Here is a 19,473-nt window from a genome sequence, read left to right on the forward strand (position 1 = left end):
TTACACGACACCAGTGAAATTCAGAGTTACACTATTTTTAGTTTTACTGTTGTTGTTTATAGATTCTTAGTTTTATGAGTTTTAGCCTAGCGTTAAATGCTCATTGTTAATTACATGGTTGGTTAATGCGCCCTCATTTAAAAATTCTCGTTATAGAAGATGCTGTTGATTTATTAGAACAAATTACGTCGAGTATAGGCAACACCATCACTTACTTTGACCGTAGTGACGTTGAAATAAGCTTGCTTGAAGCGAACTCCGTTGCAAAGGCACTACAATTTGTTCGTGAAGACGGTGACATTCAGGCTGTGGTATTTAGCTGGGATGTGGTGGCGAAGGTCAAAGAGCTGACAGACGTAGTGCTATTAAATGGCGTATCTAATGAAAATATGAGCTCCGCAGCCGAAAGCGTTAGTTCACAAAACGCGAGCGAGAAAACCACAAGCGAAAAGCCGTCTGCACGCAACGCAGTAATAGATAACAATGCCAGAGTTATCGACGCCATTAAACGCATTCGCCCTGAACTCCCCGTGTATGTCTTAGGCGATGCAGTAAAAGGGTTGGATATTGTAAACCAAGCCAATGGCATTGAATCGTTCTTCTATCGTAACGACATTATTTCAGACCCAGAGTCTATTTTGGGTTATATCATCAACGACTTTGATGATAGAAACGAAACGCCGTTTTGGACTGAATACAAAGACTATGTGGTAGAGTCTAACGACTCGTGGCATACGCCAGGTCACAGCGGTGGCGCAAGCTTTAGAAATTCACCCTATATCAGTGATTTTTATCGTTTCTTTGGGCGTAACGTGTTTGTTAGTGACTTATCGGTAAGCGTAGACTCGCTGGGCTCACTATCAGATGGCACTCACGCTATTGGTAAAGCGCAAGCCGCTGTTGCGAATACATTTGAAGTTCGTCATTCCTATTTCGTCACAAACGGCTCTTCGACATCAAACAAAATTATTTTGCAGACGCTGTTGCGTGAGGGCGACAAAGTTATTGCCGACAGAAACTGCCACAAGTCAGTGCACTACGGCATTATTCAGGCGCGCGCTATGCCAGTGTATTTAGACAGTGTATTTAACCCTGAATACGGTATTTTCTCACCGCCTAGAATGGCGCAAATTAAGCAGCTTATTGAAGAAAATACTGATGCTAAACTTATCGTACTGACGGGCTGTACCTACGACGGGTTATTGACTGACCTTAAGCAAGTCGTAAATTTAGCCCACGAGCATGGCATTAAAGTGTTCATTGACGAAGCATGGTTTGCGTATTCCTTGTTCCATCCTGCATTGCGTGACTACTCGGCTATCGCCGCTGGGGCAGACTATATTACTCACTCTGCGCACAAAGTGGTGTCGGCGTTCTCGCAAGCATCCTTTATTCATGTAAACGATCCAGATTTCGATAAAGACTTCTTTAAAGAAGTGTTTGCAATTCACACCAGTACCTCGCCCAAGTATCAACTCATTGCCTCGCTTGATGTATGTCGTCAGCAGCTGGAAATGGAAGGCTACAAAATCCTTAATGAGCTATTGAGCAATGTTGCCGAACTCAAATCGCAAATGGCCAAGTTTAAGCGACTTAAAATACTTTCGCCTAGTGACTTTGCGAATATGTTTTCTCACTTTGAAAGTGACAACATTGGGCATGATCCGCTTAAAATCTTAATTGACGTATCGGCGCTTGATTATTCAAACCAAGAAATACATCGTTTCTTAATGGACGAAGTTGGTTTAGAAATCGAGAAGTTTACTCATAGCACTATTCTAGTACTGCTTACGCTAGGTGGAATGCGCTCTAAAATTGTAAGGCTATACAACGCGTTAAAACGTCTTGATGATGGCGCCGTTAACCTAAGCAAGCGCAAGAGCAAGAGTCCGTTACCGGCAGACATTCCGCCAATTCATTTAGACGACCTTCCGTCAAAAGCGTTTTTCAGCCCCAGGGAAGCCATACCATGGCAAAACAGTGTTGGACGCACAGCAGCAGGTTTAATTACACCGTATCCGCCTGGTATTCCGCTTATTGTCCCTGGACAGAAAGTGGAACAAGCGCATATTGATTACCTTCAGGCACTGGCAAGCCAGAAGCTTACCGTCCAAGGTATTTACGACGGTGAAATTTATGTTGTAGCTGACCAACAGTAGGAAAAAAAGCGAACCAAACCAGTTTGGACGGTGCTTTAGCTCTTAAGTGTTTTAAAACCCGTCCATCGAACAGTTTCTATTTGTTATTCCATTTTTTACCCTGTTTTTGGCTTCGAATGGAAGCCTAATAGAACAAGGAAATGTAAATGAAAGAGTTAAATACAAGTGAAATTGAGATGGTGTCCGGCGGCTTTGATGGTTGGGAGCAGCTAGGCGTTGGCATTGCTATGATTGGTTTGGGTATTGCCATTGTTGGCACAGCAGGGTTAGCAACTGTGCCCATTGCTCTTGCGGGCGCTGCAACGCTTGGTGAAATCGGAGTTGGTGTCGTTGGTATTGGTTTAGCAGGTGCAGGTGGATTTGCCGCTGGCACGTCATTAGCGTCAACGAGTGATGATACTCAAGAAGCAACAACATTAGACGAGTAATTCAATGTTTAAAGTACAAATTCAAGGTGGCGATATCACCTCAGTTGCATCGTTAAGAGTATTGCGTACTTTGTGGCCCCTTTCACTAAAAGCGGTAGAAGAGTTGGCTACAGCGTTGAAAAAGCAAAACGAGTTTGTGCTGGTGGAAGGTGTGACGGAAATATTTGCAACAGAACTTGCTCACGAGTTTAAAAGTGCAAATGTTGTATGTCAGATTTTACCAAGTGAAAAAGAAGAGGCCTGCTTATGTATTCCAATTGGTGAGCCACGCAAACGTTGGAACGCTTTAGGTGTCTTGGTATCTCGGTAATTAAAAAGGCGTTTACAAGTATATTTGAAACGCCTTTTTGATACTCTCTTTTATCCCGTATTTTTCCACTACAATCTTTTTCTCTCATTATTTGTTTCACTATTAAGCGTTGCCGCTTTGCGTTTTGGGTTTCATACCTTACACTTGCGCCGAAAGTTATAAAAAGGGCAATGCAAATGAAACTAAGTGACGTGAAAAAGCTTCATCAAAAGAAATTTAGAACGCAGTTCGGATTCTATTTGGTGGAAGGAGAGCACTTAGTTTTAGAGTTAATTAATGTTGCTCAGCATGACAGCAGTACATTAGGTGATATCACCCTTTATGTGACAGCTGAGCATGAGGCGTGGGTGAAAGAAAGACTTGATTCTTCAGTCTCTAATATGAAGGTAGAAACGGTATCGTCCCAACAAATGCAGCAACTCAGCGATACTAAGTCACCTCAAGGTATTATTGCTCGCGTTCCACTTCCTAACTCCGCGTTATATTCAGAGCGGTCACAATCCAGCATTTCAGCAAACAAATCTAGTGCCGAAAAGTACATTTATTTGTATGAAGTTCAAGACCCCGGCAACTTAGGCACCATACTAAGAACGCTAGCGTGGTTTGGTGATTTTACGCTATTACTAAGCCCGAACAGTGTGGACCCTTATAACTCGAAAGTTGTACGCTCAAGTATGGGGGCTATTTTCCATGTGAACATGGAATTAAACGTAGCACTTGCAAGCCTAGGCGAGCGGTTCAAACGTTTCGCTTTCTTGGATATGAAGGGTAGTAATATCACCTCTAACACCTTTGGTGATTATCAGTGTTATCTGTTTGGTAACGAAGCCCGTGGCGTGCCTGTTGACGCACTATCAAAGCTAAACGCAACGGCGTATACCGTTGCGGGAAGCGGTAAGATTGACTCGTTAAACTTAGCCAGCGCTGTGAATATCTGCGCTTATGAATTAACCCGTTAAGCACACTCCCCTCAACTCGATTACGATAGGAAACGACCATGGCATTACAATGGTTCCCAGGGCATATGCACAAGGCCCTGAAAGAAATTAAAGAGTCGCTTAATCAAGTAGACATTCTTATTGAGGTGCTTGACGCACGTATTCCATATTCAAGTGAAAACCCTGAAATTGCAAAAATACGCGGCGATAAGCCCTGTATTAAAATTCTTAATAAGTATGACCTGGCAGACCCAGAAATTACTGCGCGCTGGCAGGAGAGCTTAGAGAAAGAGCGCGGCGTGAAGACGATCACGACCTCTAGCGATAACCCGGGCAACAGCAAGCAAATTATGCAGTTGGTTAAAAGCATTTGTTCGTATAAAGAAGGTCAGCCAAAAGCAATTAAAGCTATGATCACAGGTATACCTAACGTGGGTAAATCGACGCTAATTAATATTCTAGCCGACCGAATCATTGCTAAAACAGGCAACGAGCCCGCTGTAACGAAAAGCCAGCAGCGCATAAATTTAGGCAGCGGTATTATCTTGTTTGATACACCGGGAGTACTGTGGCCTAAGCTTGAAAACCCACATTCAATTTATCGGTTAGCTTCATCGGGCGCTGTTAAAAATACTGCCATGGAATACGACGATGTCGGTTTTTTTGCGGCAGATTACCTCATTAAAGCGTATCCAGAGGTAATGAAGGAGCGCTACAAGCTGGACGAGTTGCCAGATACTGAAATAGAGTTTCTGGAAGCCGCCGCCAAAACGCGTGGGGCAATTCAAGCGGGTGGTCGTGTAAACCTTCATAAAATATGCGAGATCCTGCTTAAAGAACTGCAGTCGGGTAAGTTAGGGCGAATAACCCTTGAGACACCAGAAATGCTGGAAGTCGAAAAAGAAGAAATGGCACTTGAGGCGGCGAAGAAAGCTGAAGCGAAAGCCAAGCGTAAAGCAAAATTCAAAACAGGCTCGTTAACGCCGGATAAGAAAGATCGGAAAGAAAAACGAGAAGAGAAGCGTCAAGAACAAAGCCGTAGGATGAAGAAAAATAAGCGCTAACCAAAAAATAGGCTTAATCGATTAAGAAATAGGTTGCAAAAATTCGCTATCACTTGATACTAACATTAGGTTAACAACTTTTGTTGGATATTTGATGCGCGTATTTTTGCTCCTTCTATTGGCCGTCTCCTTGCCTTCAATAGCTAATGAGTTGTCGGTTCTCTCCCCAGATAAAAAAGTAAAGTTATCGTTCACAGATGATGGCGAATTAGCGCAATATCGGGTGTCATTTAATGGAGAACCCGTTTTAGGGCTCGGTAAGCTTGGTTTTACTTTTGCAAAAGCCGCCCCTTTATATCGCGACTTTAAAGTAGAAGAGATAAGCAGGAATACGGTGGATCAAACATGGCAGCAGCCGTGGGGAGAGCAGCGAAACATTCGCGACAACCACAATGAGCTTTTGGTCAAGTTCTATAACCCTAGCGATAAAGACCGCACTTTTCTTGTAAGAGCCAGAGTTTTTAACGATGGTATCGGCTTTCGCTACGAGCTACCTGCAAGCGGTAATCGCATAATTACTAGAGAGCTGACTGAATTTAACTTAGTCGATTCTCATCAAGCAAAAGCGTTTTGGATCCCTGCCCATGGTCGAGATAGATATGAATATGTTTATCAATCCACTAATCTGCAAGACGTTCACACCGCTCACACGCCATTCACGGTGAAGTATGAAAACGGCACTCATGTCGCTATTCATGAAGCTGCCCTTGTTGATTACGCGGGTATGAGCCTTAAAAGACAAGAGTTAGGGCGTTTTACAGCGTCGCTGGCACCTCGTCACGACGGGAGTTTGGTGCATAAAACTGGCAGTTTTGTTACTCCATGGCGCACTATTACGTTAGGAAATGACGCAACGGATTTGGTTAATTCATACCTTGTTTTGAATCTTAATGAGCCAAATAAACTCGGTGACGTGAGCTGGGTTGAACCAGGAAAATACATAGGTATTTGGTGGGGAATGCACATTGATGAGTATACGTGGGGCTCTGGAGACAAGCATGGTGCTACTACTCAGCGCACAAAGCAATACATGGACTTCGCCGCTAAACACGGTTTTGATGGTGTATTGGTTGAAGGTTGGAATAAAGGTTGGGATGGTGATTGGATAGCGAATTCAGAGTTATTTTCTTTCACAGAAAGTTATCCAGACTTTGATATTGAAGCGGTGACCAGCTACGGCGAGAAAGTTGGCGTGAAGTTAATAGGACACCATGAAACATCAGGAGGAATAACCAACTACGAAGCGCAGATGGAAGACGGTTTTGCCCTGTACAACAAGCTGGGGGGCTTTCAAATTAAAACGGGCTATGTTGCCCATGGCCAAAATCTCAAAGTGCGCGACGACAACAACGTACTGCGCTATGAATATACCGACAGCCAGGACGTGGTAAATCATTTCATTAAAAACGTCACAACCGCTGCGAAATATCAGTTGTCCATCAACACTCATGAATCGGTAAAAGATACCGGCCTTCGCCGTACTTATCCGAACTGGATATCGCGAGAAAGCGCTCGTGGTCAGGAATACAACTCAGGGTGGGCGGCACCTAATCCGCCTAACCATATTCCCATGTTGGCGTTTACTCGCATGCTCGCTGGTCCGATGGATTTCACACCTGGCATTTTCAATTTTGACTACATAAGAAAAAATGACGGCGGAATAGAGTGGGGCAAAGGAGAGGTTATGCGCCCTCAAACAACGCTTGCCAAGCAACTGGCCCAATATGTAGTGCTGTACAGCCCTATCCAAATGGCAGCAGACTTACCTCGTAATTATGAGAATAATTTACCGGCGTTTCAGTTTATCAAAGACGTCCCTACAGATTGGTCTCATAGTAGAGCGCTTCAAGGAGAAGTGGGCGAATATATTGTAATGGCGCGTAAAGCGAGCAAGCACACATCCTACTCTGAAAACGATTGGTTTGTTGGTGCGATTACGAATGAAGAAGCCAGAGAATTATCACTACCGCTAACCTTTCTAGAGGAAGGTCAGCAGTATGAAGCGCAGCTCTATCTGGATGGAGAGAAAGCGCATTGGAAAACAAACCCCTACGCAATGAACATCGAGAAAAAGGTAGTGACGTCTGCCGATGTCTTGTCATTAAAGCTTGCGCCATCGGGGGGAGGAGCGATACGCTTTAAATTACTAGCGCAATAATAGACAGGGTGTGATGTTGGATAAGATTCAGTATTTTGATAAAGCGTTGTTTGAAACGCTTAAACAGTCGGCTGAGGAAAGTCCTCGCCGACGGGCTAATTTGAACGTACATAAATCTTATACCGACATGGTACAGCGTTTGTTTATTGCAATGATGCCTGACTCCTACGTGCGGCCTCATCGACATGTACAGTCTCATAAGTGGGAGTTCTTCATGGTGGTAGAGGGCGAATTAGACATTCTATTTTTCAGCGACGATGGCGAAGTCGAAAACAGAGTAACGCTAACCGCTCGTGGAGAGACCTGCGGAATTGAGATTCCTCCTAATACCTGGCACGCAACGGTGTGTCATAGCCCAGTAGTTTTCATGGAAGTTAAACAAGGGCCTTACGAAGTCACCGATGATAAAGGTTTTGCAAGCTGGTCTCCTGAAGAAGGAAGCGACCAGGTCCCCAATTTTCTAGCATCACTTAAGCAAGCGGCGGTGGGTGATAGCGTACGTTTTTTAAAGCCTCTACTTGCCTAATAAAGCGCTTATAGCCGGCTTTCGGCACTTTCCTTTTCGGAAAGTCATTGCTATTGCTTATCTACATGGTATGGTTAAGGATAAGTGACAGAAGGCCGCTGCTATATATTTAAAAAGCACCGAGGCCAATACATTTAGCTTAGTCGCGGCAAAGGGCCGATTGTACAAGCACATTGTGAAAAGAGAATTATCATGCAAAACGTTTCAACTGGTTATTTTTATAATTTTAATTACTGATTGCACCTGACCGTCGGTGTTCAGGGGCAAGTATTGGCTTCTGGGCACTGCAGGTAGAACGTTTTGCAAAAGCCCAGAAGGTATCACCATCTGGGCTTTTTTAATGCCCGTAATTCTCGGTAAAAGACAATGAAAGAAATCACATTAGGTGACATCAGAAAGCAGCACAGAGTTAAACAGGAAGTCGTAGCAATGGCGTTATCGGTCACAGCTTCTGGTGTAAGTAAGTTGGAATCAAAACGTATTCAGGACGTTTCACTTCAACGTGCGGCTGCATATTTAGCTGCGGTTGGCGGGAACATGAAAATTGAAGTAACTATGCCTGATGGCGCTACTTTGCAAGTTGGGTAGTAGGGCGTGTTAATTTGTTGCTGCATAAATGCACAGCAAGGAACGACAAATCCTAGTTTTAATACCAGTCCTTATAGATTATTACCCACTCAGCGAGACTTAAAATGTTCGTAATCGCGGCGTGTTAACGCAGGTGAAAATATGGCTAATCCAACCACTGCTGGGTTGGACTTGCCATGTTATTGATTACTTTTTATTACAAGTTCGCACTACGTTTCCTAGTGATAGTATGCCGCGCTATTTTCTCTAAAGCGGCGTGACGTAGCAAAGGTGTGTAGCCATTCGTTAAAGGAAATACCTCGCGCACTCTGCTCATGATAAAATGGGCTAGGTGAGGATACTGGGAAGGCATTATCTTCACAAAAATCGTTTAGCACCATGTGGCAGGTGCCTTCACCAAGGTAAAATTGATAATTCCAAGTGAAAGCTGACAGCGCATGAAGTGACGCATTAGCCTGAAGCTGCCAGCCAAGTATGTAGCCTAAATCAGATTCTGTTACACCCCATGTCGTTGGGTCTAAATTACCTCTAGAGACCTGATCAGAGATTTTAGAAAACTGAATTTGAACAATGTCGGTTCCTGTTGAATATTGCGCAAAACGGTTCCAAGGGTACTGATAAGCTAATCGCAGCATCACCTGCTTATTGAGCGTTAGATGGTTAAAATTGCCAATCAGTGATTGGAAATTACGTGGTAGTGTATCTTCTATCCCCCATGGCCCTTGATAGTTTAGGACTGTTTGCGTAAAGCCTCGGGATATAACACCAAGCGACGCATCAGCGAAGAGGGCAACCTTTGTGCGACCAAACAGCGATTGGAAGTAGGGGAAGTTGAACGTTGCACCATAACCGCCCGCACTGCTTCCACTGAGTAGAACTTTGTTGGGTGATAAATCATCGTTGTTCAGTTTTTCTTTAATCCACTGCATAACAACTAGCGCGTTGTCGTGACCACGGTGCTTTAAAGTAACTTCGGCACCAGGTAGACCTGTAACGATACCAAGCTCGTCAACGTACTGCGTGTCTTTTGAGCCTAAGTGTAGGTCGCCAGTACAGTAGGGAATGAAAACTTTTGACCAAGTTTGAAAAGGGTTCTCTTGTGTATCTTCAAATATTCCGCCTGAAATAAATGGCGTATTTTCGATTACGGCTGATGGGTTATATGCGGCTCGCGACATCGGGTTGTCGTCAAACTCAAGCTGCATTGACGCTAAGCAAGTGGCACTGTCCCAGCAGGCGCCGCCACCATTGAAGTAGATAAGTAGGTTATCACTTTCTCCTTGTTCGAAATAAAACGAGAATGGGTTGGGTGCTAACCCCTCTGGTCCCGGTAAAGCGGGAAGAGAACATGATGGGTACACGGTTTTTTCACCGCCGCCAGGTACTGATACCACCACCTCATTTTCAGGAGTGATTTGCTCCCATTGTGCAAAGGCATTATGGGCACAGAAACTCAGTGCCATTACAGCAAAATAGCGAAAACGTTTAGCGTAAGAATGCATAAACAATTCCTTTTGACATAGATAAACATGGTTTGAATAGTAAGTTTGATTCGGCTGTTATGAGAAAATTGAACTTCCTGAAACTTTCTCAATCGATCTCATTAGCGCGTAACTACGACAATTCATAGCGAGCGCTATACATTCATGATCGTGAATTGCGCCACGAACTGTGGCTATAGCCTACGCACTAGGTTATAGCATTTATCCACTCTGTCTAGCGTTGATGTGGCGTTTTAAAGCATTGAATAAACATATTTTTACGACTAATCGCTTTAACTAAAATACTTCTGGGTTAAAATATAGCTAAATCGATTACAAGGAGTCTTACATGGCCGTTCACGAAATTACCCACCCGCTTATTGCGCACAAACTAGGGCTTATGCGATACGCTAAAATTAGCAGCAAAGACTTTCGCGAGCTTGCCTCTGAAGTAGGGAACCTTCTGACTTATGAAGCAACGCGAACACTGCCTACTGAAAGAGCGACGATTAAAAGTTGGTCGGGCGATGAGGTAGAAGTAAGACAAATTAAAGGCAAAAAAATTACTGTCGTTCCTATTCTTCGTGCAGGCCTAGGTATGCTTGAAGGGGTACTTGAACTAATTCCAAATGCGAAGATTAGCGTAGTGGGTCTGTACCGTGATGAAGATACGCTTCAGCCGGTCGCCTACTTTGATAAAGTGGTTAAAAATATTGATGAACGTACTGCACTAATTGTTGACCCGATGCTAGCCACTGGCGGTACTTTGATTGCAACAATCGACCTTTTGAAAAAGAAAGGCTGTCGAAAAATAATGGGACTATTCCTTGTTGCTGCGCCTGAAGGCATTAAAGCCGTTGTTGAAGCACACCCTGATGTTGATATCTTTACCGCCGCAATCGATGATAGATTGAATGAGAAAGGCTATATCCTACCGGGATTAGGAGATGCTGGAGACAAAATCTTTGGCACGCGCTAAGAGCGAAAATCTCTAAAAATTAAGCCATTGAGCAATTTGTTACACAACTCATCGAATTAGCGCTAAATTTCACGCGTTAAACGTTTAAGTTAATGATATAGTCAGAGGGTAGTCAGAGCGCACGCTTGCTACCCTTTTTTGTTTTTAAATCTGGGTAGTTAGTTTCGTGAAAAGAGCTAAAAATAATGAATAAAACAAAACTTACCCTAAAAGATGTTGCTGAACAGTTGGGCGTTTCAACGGCAACCATTTCAAATGCGTTTAACCGCCCGGACCAATTATCAAAAGCGAAGCGCGAAGAGATTTTAGCGCAGTGCAAAAAGATTGGTTACAGCGGCCCCAATAAAGCAGCACAGATCCTCAGAAAGGGCACATCAAATATTGTGGCTTTAGTATTAGCCGACAGCATTTCATATATGGTGAGTGACCCCGTCGCGAGTACTTTTATTAAAGGTGTTTCTTCTGCGCTTCAAGAAAATGGCAAGCATTTGTTACTGTACGCGGGCGACTCTGACAGCATTCTTGATGTTGTAGATTTTGTTGATGGTTTTATCTGTTACGGACAACCGCGCAACAGCAACTTGGTAGCGGAGTTGGCAGTGTCGCCAAAACCTGTGGTCACCGTTGACTTTGATATCGAAGACAAACCATCTATTAATATTGATAACGAAGAGGCGGCCTATCGCGTTGCGTCTCATGCGTTAAATGAAGGTGATAATGTGGCAATTTTTGGGCTTCGCCTGATTGACTCGCCTTCTACATGTCGTATTTACGATAGTCCGTTGATTGACGTAGACAGCTCAATTGCTCACCGTCGACTTGATGGTTATTTAAGGGCCGCTGAAGAAAAGAACATCACGGTAAGCAATGAGCGTATTTGGCACCTTCCAGAAAGTGACAGACATTTTGCAAGACAGGCTGCCAAAGAAGTACTGACCAGCTCTCCAAGACCTAATGTGGTTTTGTGTATGAGTGACATTATAGCCCTTGAGCTACTTCACTTAGCCTTGGATATGAATATTAAGGTACCGGAAGAGCTGAAAATTACAGGGTTTGATGGTATTGGGGAAGCCGAGCGTGCGCGCCCGCGTCTTACTACAGTTTGCCAATCCAGTAGTGGCAAAGGCGTAGAAGCAACAAAAGCACTGCTTAATCAAGTAACAGCAAAGAGTACGCTGCCTTTTGAATTGCAAGTCGGCGAGACGGTATAGGCTGAGCCAAGAGGTTCAGCCCGCGTTAAATAAGGTAGATTGCTTATCAAAGTTTAACGAGCAGCGATTAAAAAATGCGGCAAGTTTCTTTTCTTCAAAAAGGTCGCCGCTTTCCTTCAAAGAAGCGGGCTGATTGAGTGCCGGTGGCGGGAATACACCATAGCCAGACAACAAACAATGCCATGAGGTAGTGCTGAAATGTCGACCAATACCTTGCCGCTTTATTTCCTCAACAATATCCCCTTTTCTGTACCACACATCAAGTAAACTAAGCAGTGATTCGGACAGCTTCATATTAGCTCTGTTGTCTCTCCAGTAGTCACTGTCGTTGCGCCCGTTTAGCTTGTAATGACACACGATATAATCTCGGACGCGTTCAAAGCGCTCTGAAACTTCCCGATTAAACGCCTGTCTCTGTTGAGCACTTGTTTCGTTGAAAGAATAGTTGTCCGCGAAAAGCTCGATGCTCGTTTGAACTAGGTGTAGTGCCGTTGCTTCTAAAGGTTCAATAAACCCTTGCGACAAGCCTAGTGCAAGACAATTCTTCTCCCAGTGCCTTTCACATTGCCCTACACGCATAGACAAGTGCTTTGCTTCAACATCGGTATTTTCCATCCCCAATGCGCGTCGCAATTCACATTCTGCAGCGTCTTTCTCTTGGTACTGCTGACTATACACATATCCGTTTCCCGTGCGGTTGCGAAGCGGTATCTGCCAACGCCAACCGTTCGACATGGCAACCGACTCGGTTTCAACCGGTAAATTAGCGCATGCTGGTGTAGGCAACACAACGGCCGAGTCATTGAATAGGTTGTCACTAAAGTCCCTAAACGGTACGCCTAGCGTCTTTTGTAAAAGGAGTCCTGAAAAACCCGTGCAATCTATGAACAGATCTCCATCAAGTTTTTGTCCGTCTTGACAAACGAGATGTGAAATGTCGCCAGATGGTGAGGTATGCACCGATTCAATATTACCAACAACGTGATATACGCCTTTTGATTTAGCGCGCTCGCGTAAGAATCGTCCAAGTTTTAGAGAGTCAAAGTGGTAGCCGTATTCTATATCGAATGGAAAATTATGTGAGGGAAGAGGGGCAAGGTTTTTCTTTGCCAAATACCCCGCCATAAGAAACTTATCAGGTCGAGTTTCAACATCGAGACCCAGCCTTCTGGTTAAGGCATTAACGTGAAATGCTCGTTCACTAAAAACATCTAGCTGGCTAATAAAGGGGTGAGAGTAGCTGTGTGAATTATTGCCATTCCAGCCCGTGAACTTGATATTAACTTTATACGTTGCTTGGCACTCTTCCATCCAATCATACTCAGGAATATCAAGAGTTTGGAAGAAACGCTTGAGAGTAGGTGTCGAGCCTTCGCCTACGCCTATTGTGCCAATGTCTTCTGATTCTATGAGTGTGATGGTCACAGCTTGATTAGCCCAGCGGTGAGCTAAAAGGTTGGCAGCCATCCAACCTGCTGTGCCGCCTCCAGCAATAACAATTCGGAGTGGTGTTGTCATTAAAGGCTCTGCAATAAAAGAAGGGTGAAATTATACAGTATCAGAGTTGCGCATTACTGCCACACTTTACATGGCAGTAATGCAAGACACGTATCCACTATCTAAAGATGCGTGCCATTATTTTCGTACGTTCAAAAGGGATGGTCCCTTTTAATAGAACGAATAGTTGAGGTTTAGCATATAAGAAGGACCAAACTCGCGGCGGAGCGTAACAATGCCTGCATCATCAATGGTTTCTTCTTTCTCATCAGTCAGGTTGACGCCTTGTAACGATACTCTTAGCCCTTCCAAGTACTCAATTCCGCTATCTGCAAAATCGTAGCTAATTTGAGCATCGACTTGGGTAACGGCGTTACGAGTTGCTGGCTCAATTTTGTTTGAACCTCCACGCTGATATGTGAGGAACTCAGAACGATCGGTTGCCGCAACCCTAATCTCAAAGCCGTTCATCTCATAGTACGCTGTAATGCTGTACGTATTGTCTGATTGGCCTGGAATGGCTGTGCCATCTTCAAGCTCCGCATCTAGGATTGTTGCAGAAGCGGCAATACCAAATCCATCCAGAGAGTCAGTGAGCATTCTCAAGGGAACATTGGCCGTTAGCTCAACCCCTTTCATTTCACCTTTCAGGCCATCTTCGAAGAATGAATAGAAGCCTTGGTCTGGCGGAGTTACTAAATCGCCCACTTCGTAAGGCGTGTCTTGCGGGCCGTAGTTACCAGCAACGTCCACGATCCTGTCATGGAATCCAGGGATGAAGTAGTTAGCACCGTCATTGGTCACGTCATTCGTGAAATCAATAAGCTGGTTGCCGTCGCGGGTCCAATTAACCAAATCTTTATAGAAAAGCGCAATTGAGACATAACCTTCTTCATCGAAGTAGTTTTCAAATGAAATGTCAAAGTTGTTGGCTTCTAACGGACGAAGGGTTGGGTTACCCGTAAACTTAGACCAAGGCGATCCGAACTCTCTCACCGCCGCCTCAGAATTCTCTGTAGCAATCAGCTCAATATTTTGATCAAACTTAACAAAGCCCGATGCTTTCATTTGGTCGATACGCGCTCGACTAATGGTTTTCGATGCCGCCAAGCGCAGGTAGCGATTCTCATTAAGTTCGACACTTACGTTCAGGCTAGGTAGGAAGTGAGAGTAATCATCGCCATCGGTAATAATACAGTCCGCATCAACTACTTGGTTGCCATCGTCGTCACACACGGCAAAGTTCGGGCCTACAATACCAATGAAACCCGTTGAGCTTTGGTCTGTTTGTACATATTGTGCACCCACGTTACCTTTTACATTGAAACCTTGAACTTCAGTCTCAAAGTCTAGCTGGGCGTATAATGTAGTTACTTCTTCATCAATGGTGTAGGTATCACCTAAACGATCAGGTTCTAGAAGCCCTGCATCATTAAGCGTATATTCACCATCGTTGTAAGGGGCAAATCCGTCGTAGGCTACAACGTAACCCATGCCAGCCCAGGTTAAGTCAGCTAAGCCGTTGTACAGATACTGCTCAGGGATCGCTTCAGAAAATGGATAAGATGATGCGGTTGCGAAGAAACCTTTGTTATCTTTTGCTTTGTATCGGTCGCTATAGTTTACGCCGGCCGTAAAAGTGTTGAAGATTCCCCAATCTACATAACCAACTGCCTCAAAACGTATTGTGGTCAGCTCTTCTTCAAAATCAGCAAAGTTCAGGAAGCCGTCTTGGGCGTTGAAATAGCTGTAAGGTTGACCATTTGCCTGTAACACATCGGTGGTAAACTGATCGGCAATGTTAGCCATACCGCCCCCCCAAACTTGAGGACCCGCAAGCTGTAACATGGTGGGATCAGAGAATGCATCAAGGCCGCTACTGCCGGTAAAGTAAATACCATCAGTGCTCATTTCGAATTGACGTGAACCTAATTGCCCTTCGCCGAGCGCACCAGAACGCGCTAAACCAGCGTATGATTCACCACGCAAGTCACGTTTGTTCGACTCACTGTCTGCCACGTCTAAAGTAAGAGACCACTCATCGGTTATGTCGTATTTGATATTTAAACCGAAGGTTTTAAGCTCGCCATCTTTTTGCGCGGGATCTGTACGCAGTACTGGATTCGCGTTAACTTGCGTGCCCGAGTTGTTAATGCCTGTACCGCTTACATTTGCCGCAGCGAAGGGTTCGATGAAACCGCGAATAACACCTGAGTCGGAATAATCAATATCTAGCGCATCAAAAACAATGTCTAGTCTATCGGTGGGACGCCATTGAAGAATGGCTGAAATCGTGTCGCGTTCTAGCACGCGGCTAATGGCCTGAGTGTCTAAACCAAACGGAAGCACCTGACCATCGTCATTCTCACCATAACCCCACACACCGTATTTTCTCTCGTTTCTGGGGGACTCCGTTGATGCAATGGCAAGTGCGAGACCCACAGTGTCATCGGCAAACTTTTCTACAAAGGAAAGGGCGAACCGGTTGCCGCTATTGTCGAACTCTGGATTATCTAAATCGTTGCCACCAAGTTCGTAGACCCCAGTGACGGTAAGGGTTTCTTGGGCTGCTAGAGGGCGTACTGTTTGCAAGTCTACTGTACCGCCAATACCTTGGACAATAAGCGACGCGTCAGAGGTTTTGTAAATTGTGGCACCTGTCATGATTTCAGCAGGGTATAAGTCGTACTCTACGCCACGGTTATCGCCAATACCGATAAGCTCTCGTCCGTTCAGCGAGGTGCCGGTAAAGTCTTCTTTGAAGCCACGTACCGAAATACCAGACGTTCGTCCGCCTACGCGCTCACCTTATAGGCCTGGCAAGCGGGCAAGTGATTCTGCGATTGAAGAGTCTGGAAGCTTACCAATGTCTTCTGCGGAAATGGCCTCAACAATGGAATCGTTGTCCATTTTCACCGCTTGGGCGCGCATTAAAGAGCCTCGAATACCCGAAACTTGAATAATTTCTACTTGTTCGTCGTCTGGTGTGTCTTGTGCTACTACTGAACCGCTGTTAAGGGCGGCGGTAATTGAAATAGCGATTAACGCAGGTTTAAACGTACTGGTGTGCTTCATGAGTCATACCTTGCTGAGTGTGTTAAACAAAGGTTTTATTATTTACAACGTTTTAACAATAGTAGTTGTTTTACTCATACGCAAGTGTTTTCTTGATTGTTTAAGAAAAGTGTTTTCAAATACAGGTCATAAACGGCTATTCGTGGCTAGCAAGAATGCTTAATGCTTTTTCTTGCTACTTCTAGATAGTACCGAGAAAGTTTGGATAACGCCGATTGAAATCTGGCTAAGAGCAGAAGGGGGAGTGGCAAATTTTTTAGAGAATGAGAAGCGGACAATAAATGCTATAGCCCGCAACAGATATGAGGTTCAGTGACTGCTTATTTTAGTTAGGTTACTTGACGTTGGGATTTAGTCCCAAACCAGTTCTTTAAAGTGCTTGCGACACATTGATTCATAGGTGTCGTTGCCGCCAATTTGTACTTGATCACCATTTTTTACTGCATTGCCATTTTCGTCTAAACGTACCACGAAACTTGCTTTTTTACCGCAATGGCAAACGGTTTTTAGTTCAGACAGTTTATCTGCCCAAGCCAGCAAATAATGACTGCCTTCAAAGGTTTCACCTAAAAAGTCGGTACGCAGGCCGTAGGCTAGTACCGGCACATCAAGTTCATCAACTACGTCCACTAGCTGCTTTACTTGTGCCTTTGTTAAGAACTGTGCTTCGTCAATAAAAATGCAGTCTGGCTTTAACGCTTCGCAGTCTTTGCTTATTGAGGCAAACAAATCATCGCCTTTTGCGTATAGCTTGGCATCTGCTTGTAAGCCGATACGAGAAGTGACCTTCCCAACGCCGTATCGATCATCTAGCGCTGCGGTATAAATCACGGAATGCATACCGCGTTCACGGTAGTTATAAGCTGATTGGAGGAGTGATGTAGACTTCCCTGCGTTCATTGCAGAGTAATAAAAATAAAGTTGAGCCATGGTTTTTAGTAGTTTTCGTTATACCAAGAAATAAGGTCGTTGGCGTTCATTGGTCTAGCGAAGTAAAAGCCTTGCAAATAGTCGGTTCCAAGCTGCGACAAATGTTGCCTTTGCTGCTCAGTTTCGATGCCCTCTGCAATGGTTTTACAGCCAAACTCTTTAGCCATTAAAAGTGTTGCTCTTATTATGGTATCACTCTCTTCAGAGCTATTCTGTATAAAAGAGCGGTCAATTTTAATAAAATTGAATGGCATAGATTGAAGACGGTTTAAAGATGAATAACCTGTACCAAAGTCATCAATTGATATTTTGACATCACGGGCTACGAGTTCGCTCACTCGTTTAGTCACTAGATCTTTATCAATAGCGAATACGCTTTCAGTTATTTCTAGATAGAGGCGTTCTGGTGAAATTTTAGTTGTGCTGAGGGCATTGTCTAAAACTTTAAAGAAGCTGTCATCGAGCAGCTGCGCGACTGATACATTTATCGACATTGCGAGGCCGGGTTTGAACTGCCAATGTGAAAGGTCGATAAGCGCTCTATTTAATACCCTCGCACCTATTTCAGGCATTAGCCCGCTGCGCTCTGCAAGGGGGATAAACACCGCAGGAGAGATGTTTTCTCCGTCGCAGTTCCACCGTAAAAGCGCTTCTACTGACGACAAGGAGTTTGTCGTGACGTCAATGATAGGTTGATAAAAAACAGTAAATTCACTATTTTCAATGGCTAATCTTAAGCGTTCACAAAGGCGCTGCTCTCGCTTTATTTCGTTGTGCAACGTTTCGTTAAATACGCCAATAGAGCCTCTTTGCTTACGCTTTTGATCATACATAGTCAGGTCGGCCTGTTGAATTAAATCAACAGCACTGTCGCCATGGACGGGGAACATAGCGATGCCGATAGTGGCGTCTAACGTTACCTGATTGTCGTTAGCAATAATGGGAATAGTGACGCCACTGCGCATAGCGTGTGCTACGGCCTTTGCGGTATCAACATTAGCATAAGGAATTACGGCGACGAATTCGTCTCCTCCCCATCTTCCCAGGTGATTTTCTTCCGTATAGTTACGAAGTCTGTTGGCAATTTCGGCAAGGACAATATCGCCGACTTTATGTCCTAAACTGTCGTTAACTTGCTTGAATCCGTCTAAGTCGATAAATAGAAGGGCGAGCGAGTTATCAAGGGCTCGTGTGGTGTCTATCAAATTGTTGAGATGCTTGAGAAAGCCATTGCGATTAAGCAAATTTGTCAGTGGATCTCTGTTAGACAACCGATATAAATCCGCCGTTCTTCTTTCCACTTCCGCTTCAAGGTTGGCGTTAGATGCATCGAGCTTTTCGTTTGAAGCTATGAGTAGTTTGTTTACTTTAACTGTTTCACTACGCTCAATACGCATCTGTTCCATCAAACTATTATTCTTAGCTTTAAGGTGTAATGTACTGATGAAAAAGCGATGGTAGCGAAAAGCACTGGCGAAAATGCCAAACCAGAAAACCAAGCCAAGCACACCTAAAATAAAAAATTTCCCGCTAGCATCAATTAACGCACATAACGACATAGGTACAAGAAGAGCAGTAGAGTAGAACCCGACGAGTTTTATGTTCGGAGACAGGACGGTACCAGCTCCGCCGGACATCGCGGCGAGTACAACCATAGTCGCTGCTAGTTCGACAGTTGCCATGGATGAATAGAAAAGCACTGAATAAAGCGCCCAAATACAACCCGTAACATAAAGCCCGGTCGAAAACCGAATCAAAGCAGGGCGCGGGTTATAAGCTTTTCCTGCCAAATTAGTGCGCCAATACAATGCATCAATTAGCCTCAGAAGTGAGACGCACACCATTACTCCCCAAATCTGTAGTTTGTTTGCAAATGTTGAAGGGGAGTCGCTTTCAAAGAAAAATACCAGGCCAGAAAAGGCAAATATCGTCATCAAGAAGCCGACAAAGCTATTGCCAATTAGCATGTCGGTGGTGTCTCGTTCTATTTCAGTTTGTGATATCGATTCTTGATACGTGTTCTACCGGATAAAGCCTTAATTACATTGTGATTCAAATTTAATGCGTTACTTCAAAAGCAAATTTAGTCGTACAGAATAGAGCGAAGCGTACAAACTTAAGTGCACTAA

The 19,473-nt window shown here is 44.3% G+C and carries 14 protein-coding genes and 1 pseudogene; 10 read left to right on the forward strand and 5 right to left on the reverse strand.

Annotated features, from left to right (window positions below):
- Window positions 1–125 precede the first annotated feature (125 nt).
- The 8 genes from WA381_RS14415 to WA381_RS14450 all read left to right on the forward strand — a co-directional run bounded on the left by WA381_RS14415 (window position 126) and on the right by WA381_RS14450 (window position 8,171).
- Window positions 126–2,159, forward strand: coding sequence for an aminotransferase class I/II-fold pyridoxal phosphate-dependent enzyme (locus WA381_RS14415; protein ID WP_156086705.1), 2,034 nt, complete (start codon window positions 126–128; stop codon window positions 2,157–2,159).
- Between the two features lie 146 nt (window positions 2,160–2,305).
- Window positions 2,306–2,587: a hypothetical protein gene (locus WA381_RS14420; RefSeq protein ID WP_014950274.1), complete on the forward strand. Its 282-nt coding sequence runs from the start codon at window positions 2,306–2,308 to the stop codon at window positions 2,585–2,587.
- Window positions 2,588–2,591: 4 nt separating this feature from the next.
- Window positions 2,592–2,897 (forward strand): hypothetical protein, encoded by a 306-nt coding sequence (locus WA381_RS14425; RefSeq protein ID WP_014977116.1) that lies wholly within the window; start codon window positions 2,592–2,594, stop codon window positions 2,895–2,897.
- A gap of 176 nt (window positions 2,898–3,073) precedes the next feature.
- On the forward strand, window positions 3,074–3,856 hold the full coding sequence (locus WA381_RS14430; protein WP_156086704.1) for a TrmH family RNA methyltransferase: 783 nt from the start codon (window positions 3,074–3,076) through the stop codon (window positions 3,854–3,856).
- Window positions 3,857–3,894: 38 nt separating this feature from the next.
- On the forward strand, window positions 3,895–4,899 hold the full coding sequence (gene ylqF / locus WA381_RS14435) for a ribosome biogenesis GTPase YlqF (RefSeq protein ID WP_014977114.1): 1,005 nt from the start codon (window positions 3,895–3,897) through the stop codon (window positions 4,897–4,899).
- A 94-nt stretch (window positions 4,900–4,993) separates the two neighbouring features.
- Window positions 4,994–7,057 carry a glycoside hydrolase family 97 protein gene (locus tag WA381_RS14440; RefSeq protein ID WP_156086703.1) on the forward strand — a complete coding sequence of 688 codons (2,064 nt, stop codon included), beginning with the start codon at window positions 4,994–4,996 and terminating at the stop codon, window positions 7,055–7,057.
- A 13-nt stretch (window positions 7,058–7,070) separates the two neighbouring features.
- Window positions 7,071–7,583 carry a WbuC family cupin fold metalloprotein gene (locus tag WA381_RS14445; protein WP_156087354.1) on the forward strand — a complete coding sequence of 171 codons (513 nt, stop codon included), beginning with the start codon at window positions 7,071–7,073 and terminating at the stop codon, window positions 7,581–7,583.
- 366 nt (window positions 7,584–7,949) lie between these two features.
- Complete coding sequence (locus WA381_RS14450; protein ID WP_014950268.1) at window positions 7,950–8,171, forward strand: XRE family transcriptional regulator; 222 nt, start codon at window positions 7,950–7,952, stop codon at window positions 8,169–8,171.
- Window positions 8,172–8,389: 218 nt separating this feature from the next.
- Here WA381_RS14450 and WA381_RS14455 read toward each other — a convergent pair whose 3' ends face one another.
- On the reverse strand, window positions 8,390–9,673 hold the full coding sequence (locus WA381_RS14455; protein ID WP_156086702.1) for a pectin acetylesterase-family hydrolase: 1,284 nt from the start codon (window positions 9,671–9,673) through the stop codon (window positions 8,390–8,392).
- A gap of 328 nt (window positions 9,674–10,001) precedes the next feature.
- On the opposite strand from WA381_RS14455, the gene upp reads away from it, so the two are divergent.
- Window positions 10,002–10,631 carry a uracil phosphoribosyltransferase gene (gene upp, locus WA381_RS14460; protein WP_156086701.1) on the forward strand — a complete coding sequence of 210 codons (630 nt, stop codon included), beginning with the start codon at window positions 10,002–10,004 and terminating at the stop codon, window positions 10,629–10,631.
- A gap of 185 nt (window positions 10,632–10,816) precedes the next feature.
- Window positions 10,817–11,842 carry a LacI family DNA-binding transcriptional regulator gene (locus WA381_RS14465; RefSeq protein ID WP_014950264.1) on the forward strand — a complete coding sequence of 342 codons (1,026 nt, stop codon included), beginning with the start codon at window positions 10,817–10,819 and terminating at the stop codon, window positions 11,840–11,842.
- A gap of 15 nt (window positions 11,843–11,857) precedes the next feature.
- Here WA381_RS14465 and WA381_RS14470 read toward each other — a convergent pair whose 3' ends face one another.
- The 4 genes and pseudogenes from WA381_RS14470 to WA381_RS14485 all read right to left on the reverse strand — a co-directional run bounded on the left by WA381_RS14470 (window position 11,858) and on the right by WA381_RS14485 (window position 19,311).
- Window positions 11,858–13,360, reverse strand: coding sequence for a tryptophan halogenase family protein (locus WA381_RS14470; RefSeq protein ID WP_156086700.1), 1,503 nt, complete (start codon window positions 13,358–13,360; stop codon window positions 11,858–11,860).
- 150 nt (window positions 13,361–13,510) lie between these two features.
- Window positions 13,511–16,414: pseudogene (locus WA381_RS14475) on the reverse strand (TonB-dependent receptor).
- Window positions 16,415–16,765: 351 nt separating this feature from the next.
- Window positions 16,766–17,344 (reverse strand): thymidine kinase, encoded by a 579-nt coding sequence (locus WA381_RS14480; protein ID WP_014950261.1) that lies wholly within the window; start codon window positions 17,342–17,344, stop codon window positions 16,766–16,768.
- A 5-nt stretch (window positions 17,345–17,349) separates the two neighbouring features.
- Entirely contained in the window at window positions 17,350–19,311 is a 1,962-nt protein-coding gene (locus tag WA381_RS14485) for a putative bifunctional diguanylate cyclase/phosphodiesterase (protein WP_156086698.1), read from the reverse strand.
- Window positions 19,312–19,473: the final 162 nt, after the last annotated feature.

The sequence above is a fragment of the Alteromonas sp. CH_MED4-4 genome (assembly GCF_037029575.1).
GTDB lineage: Bacteria > Pseudomonadota > Gammaproteobacteria > Enterobacterales > Alteromonadaceae > Alteromonas > Alteromonas macleodii.

Coding starts and splice junctions, on each gene's coding strand:
- WA381_RS14415 (WP_156086705.1), top strand. CDS start 126: ATGCGCCCTCATTTAAAAATTCTCGTTATAGAAGATGCTGTTGATTTA.
- WA381_RS14420 (WP_014950274.1), top strand. CDS start 2,306: ATGAAAGAGTTAAATACAAGTGAAATTGAGATGGTGTCCGGCGGCTTT.
- WA381_RS14425 (WP_014977116.1), top strand. CDS start 2,592: ATGTTTAAAGTACAAATTCAAGGTGGCGATATCACCTCAGTTGCATCG.
- WA381_RS14430 (WP_156086704.1), top strand. CDS start 3,074: ATGAAACTAAGTGACGTGAAAAAGCTTCATCAAAAGAAATTTAGAACG.
- ylqF (WP_014977114.1), top strand. CDS start 3,895: ATGGCATTACAATGGTTCCCAGGGCATATGCACAAGGCCCTGAAAGAA.
- WA381_RS14440 (WP_156086703.1), top strand. CDS start 4,994: ATGCGCGTATTTTTGCTCCTTCTATTGGCCGTCTCCTTGCCTTCAATA.
- WA381_RS14445 (WP_156087354.1), top strand. CDS start 7,071: ATGTTGGATAAGATTCAGTATTTTGATAAAGCGTTGTTTGAAACGCTT.
- WA381_RS14450 (WP_014950268.1), top strand. CDS start 7,950: ATGAAAGAAATCACATTAGGTGACATCAGAAAGCAGCACAGAGTTAAA.
- WA381_RS14455 (WP_156086702.1), bottom strand. CDS start 9,673: ATGCATTCTTACGCTAAACGTTTTCGCTATTTTGCTGTAATGGCACTG.
- upp (WP_156086701.1), top strand. CDS start 10,002: ATGGCCGTTCACGAAATTACCCACCCGCTTATTGCGCACAAACTAGGG.
- WA381_RS14465 (WP_014950264.1), top strand. CDS start 10,817: ATGAATAAAACAAAACTTACCCTAAAAGATGTTGCTGAACAGTTGGGC.
- WA381_RS14470 (WP_156086700.1), bottom strand. CDS start 13,360: ATGACAACACCACTCCGAATTGTTATTGCTGGAGGCGGCACAGCAGGT.
- WA381_RS14480 (WP_014950261.1), bottom strand. CDS start 17,344: ATGGCTCAACTTTATTTTTATTACTCTGCAATGAACGCAGGGAAGTCT.
- WA381_RS14485 (WP_156086698.1), bottom strand. CDS start 19,311: ATGCTAATTGGCAATAGCTTTGTCGGCTTCTTGATGACGATATTTGCC.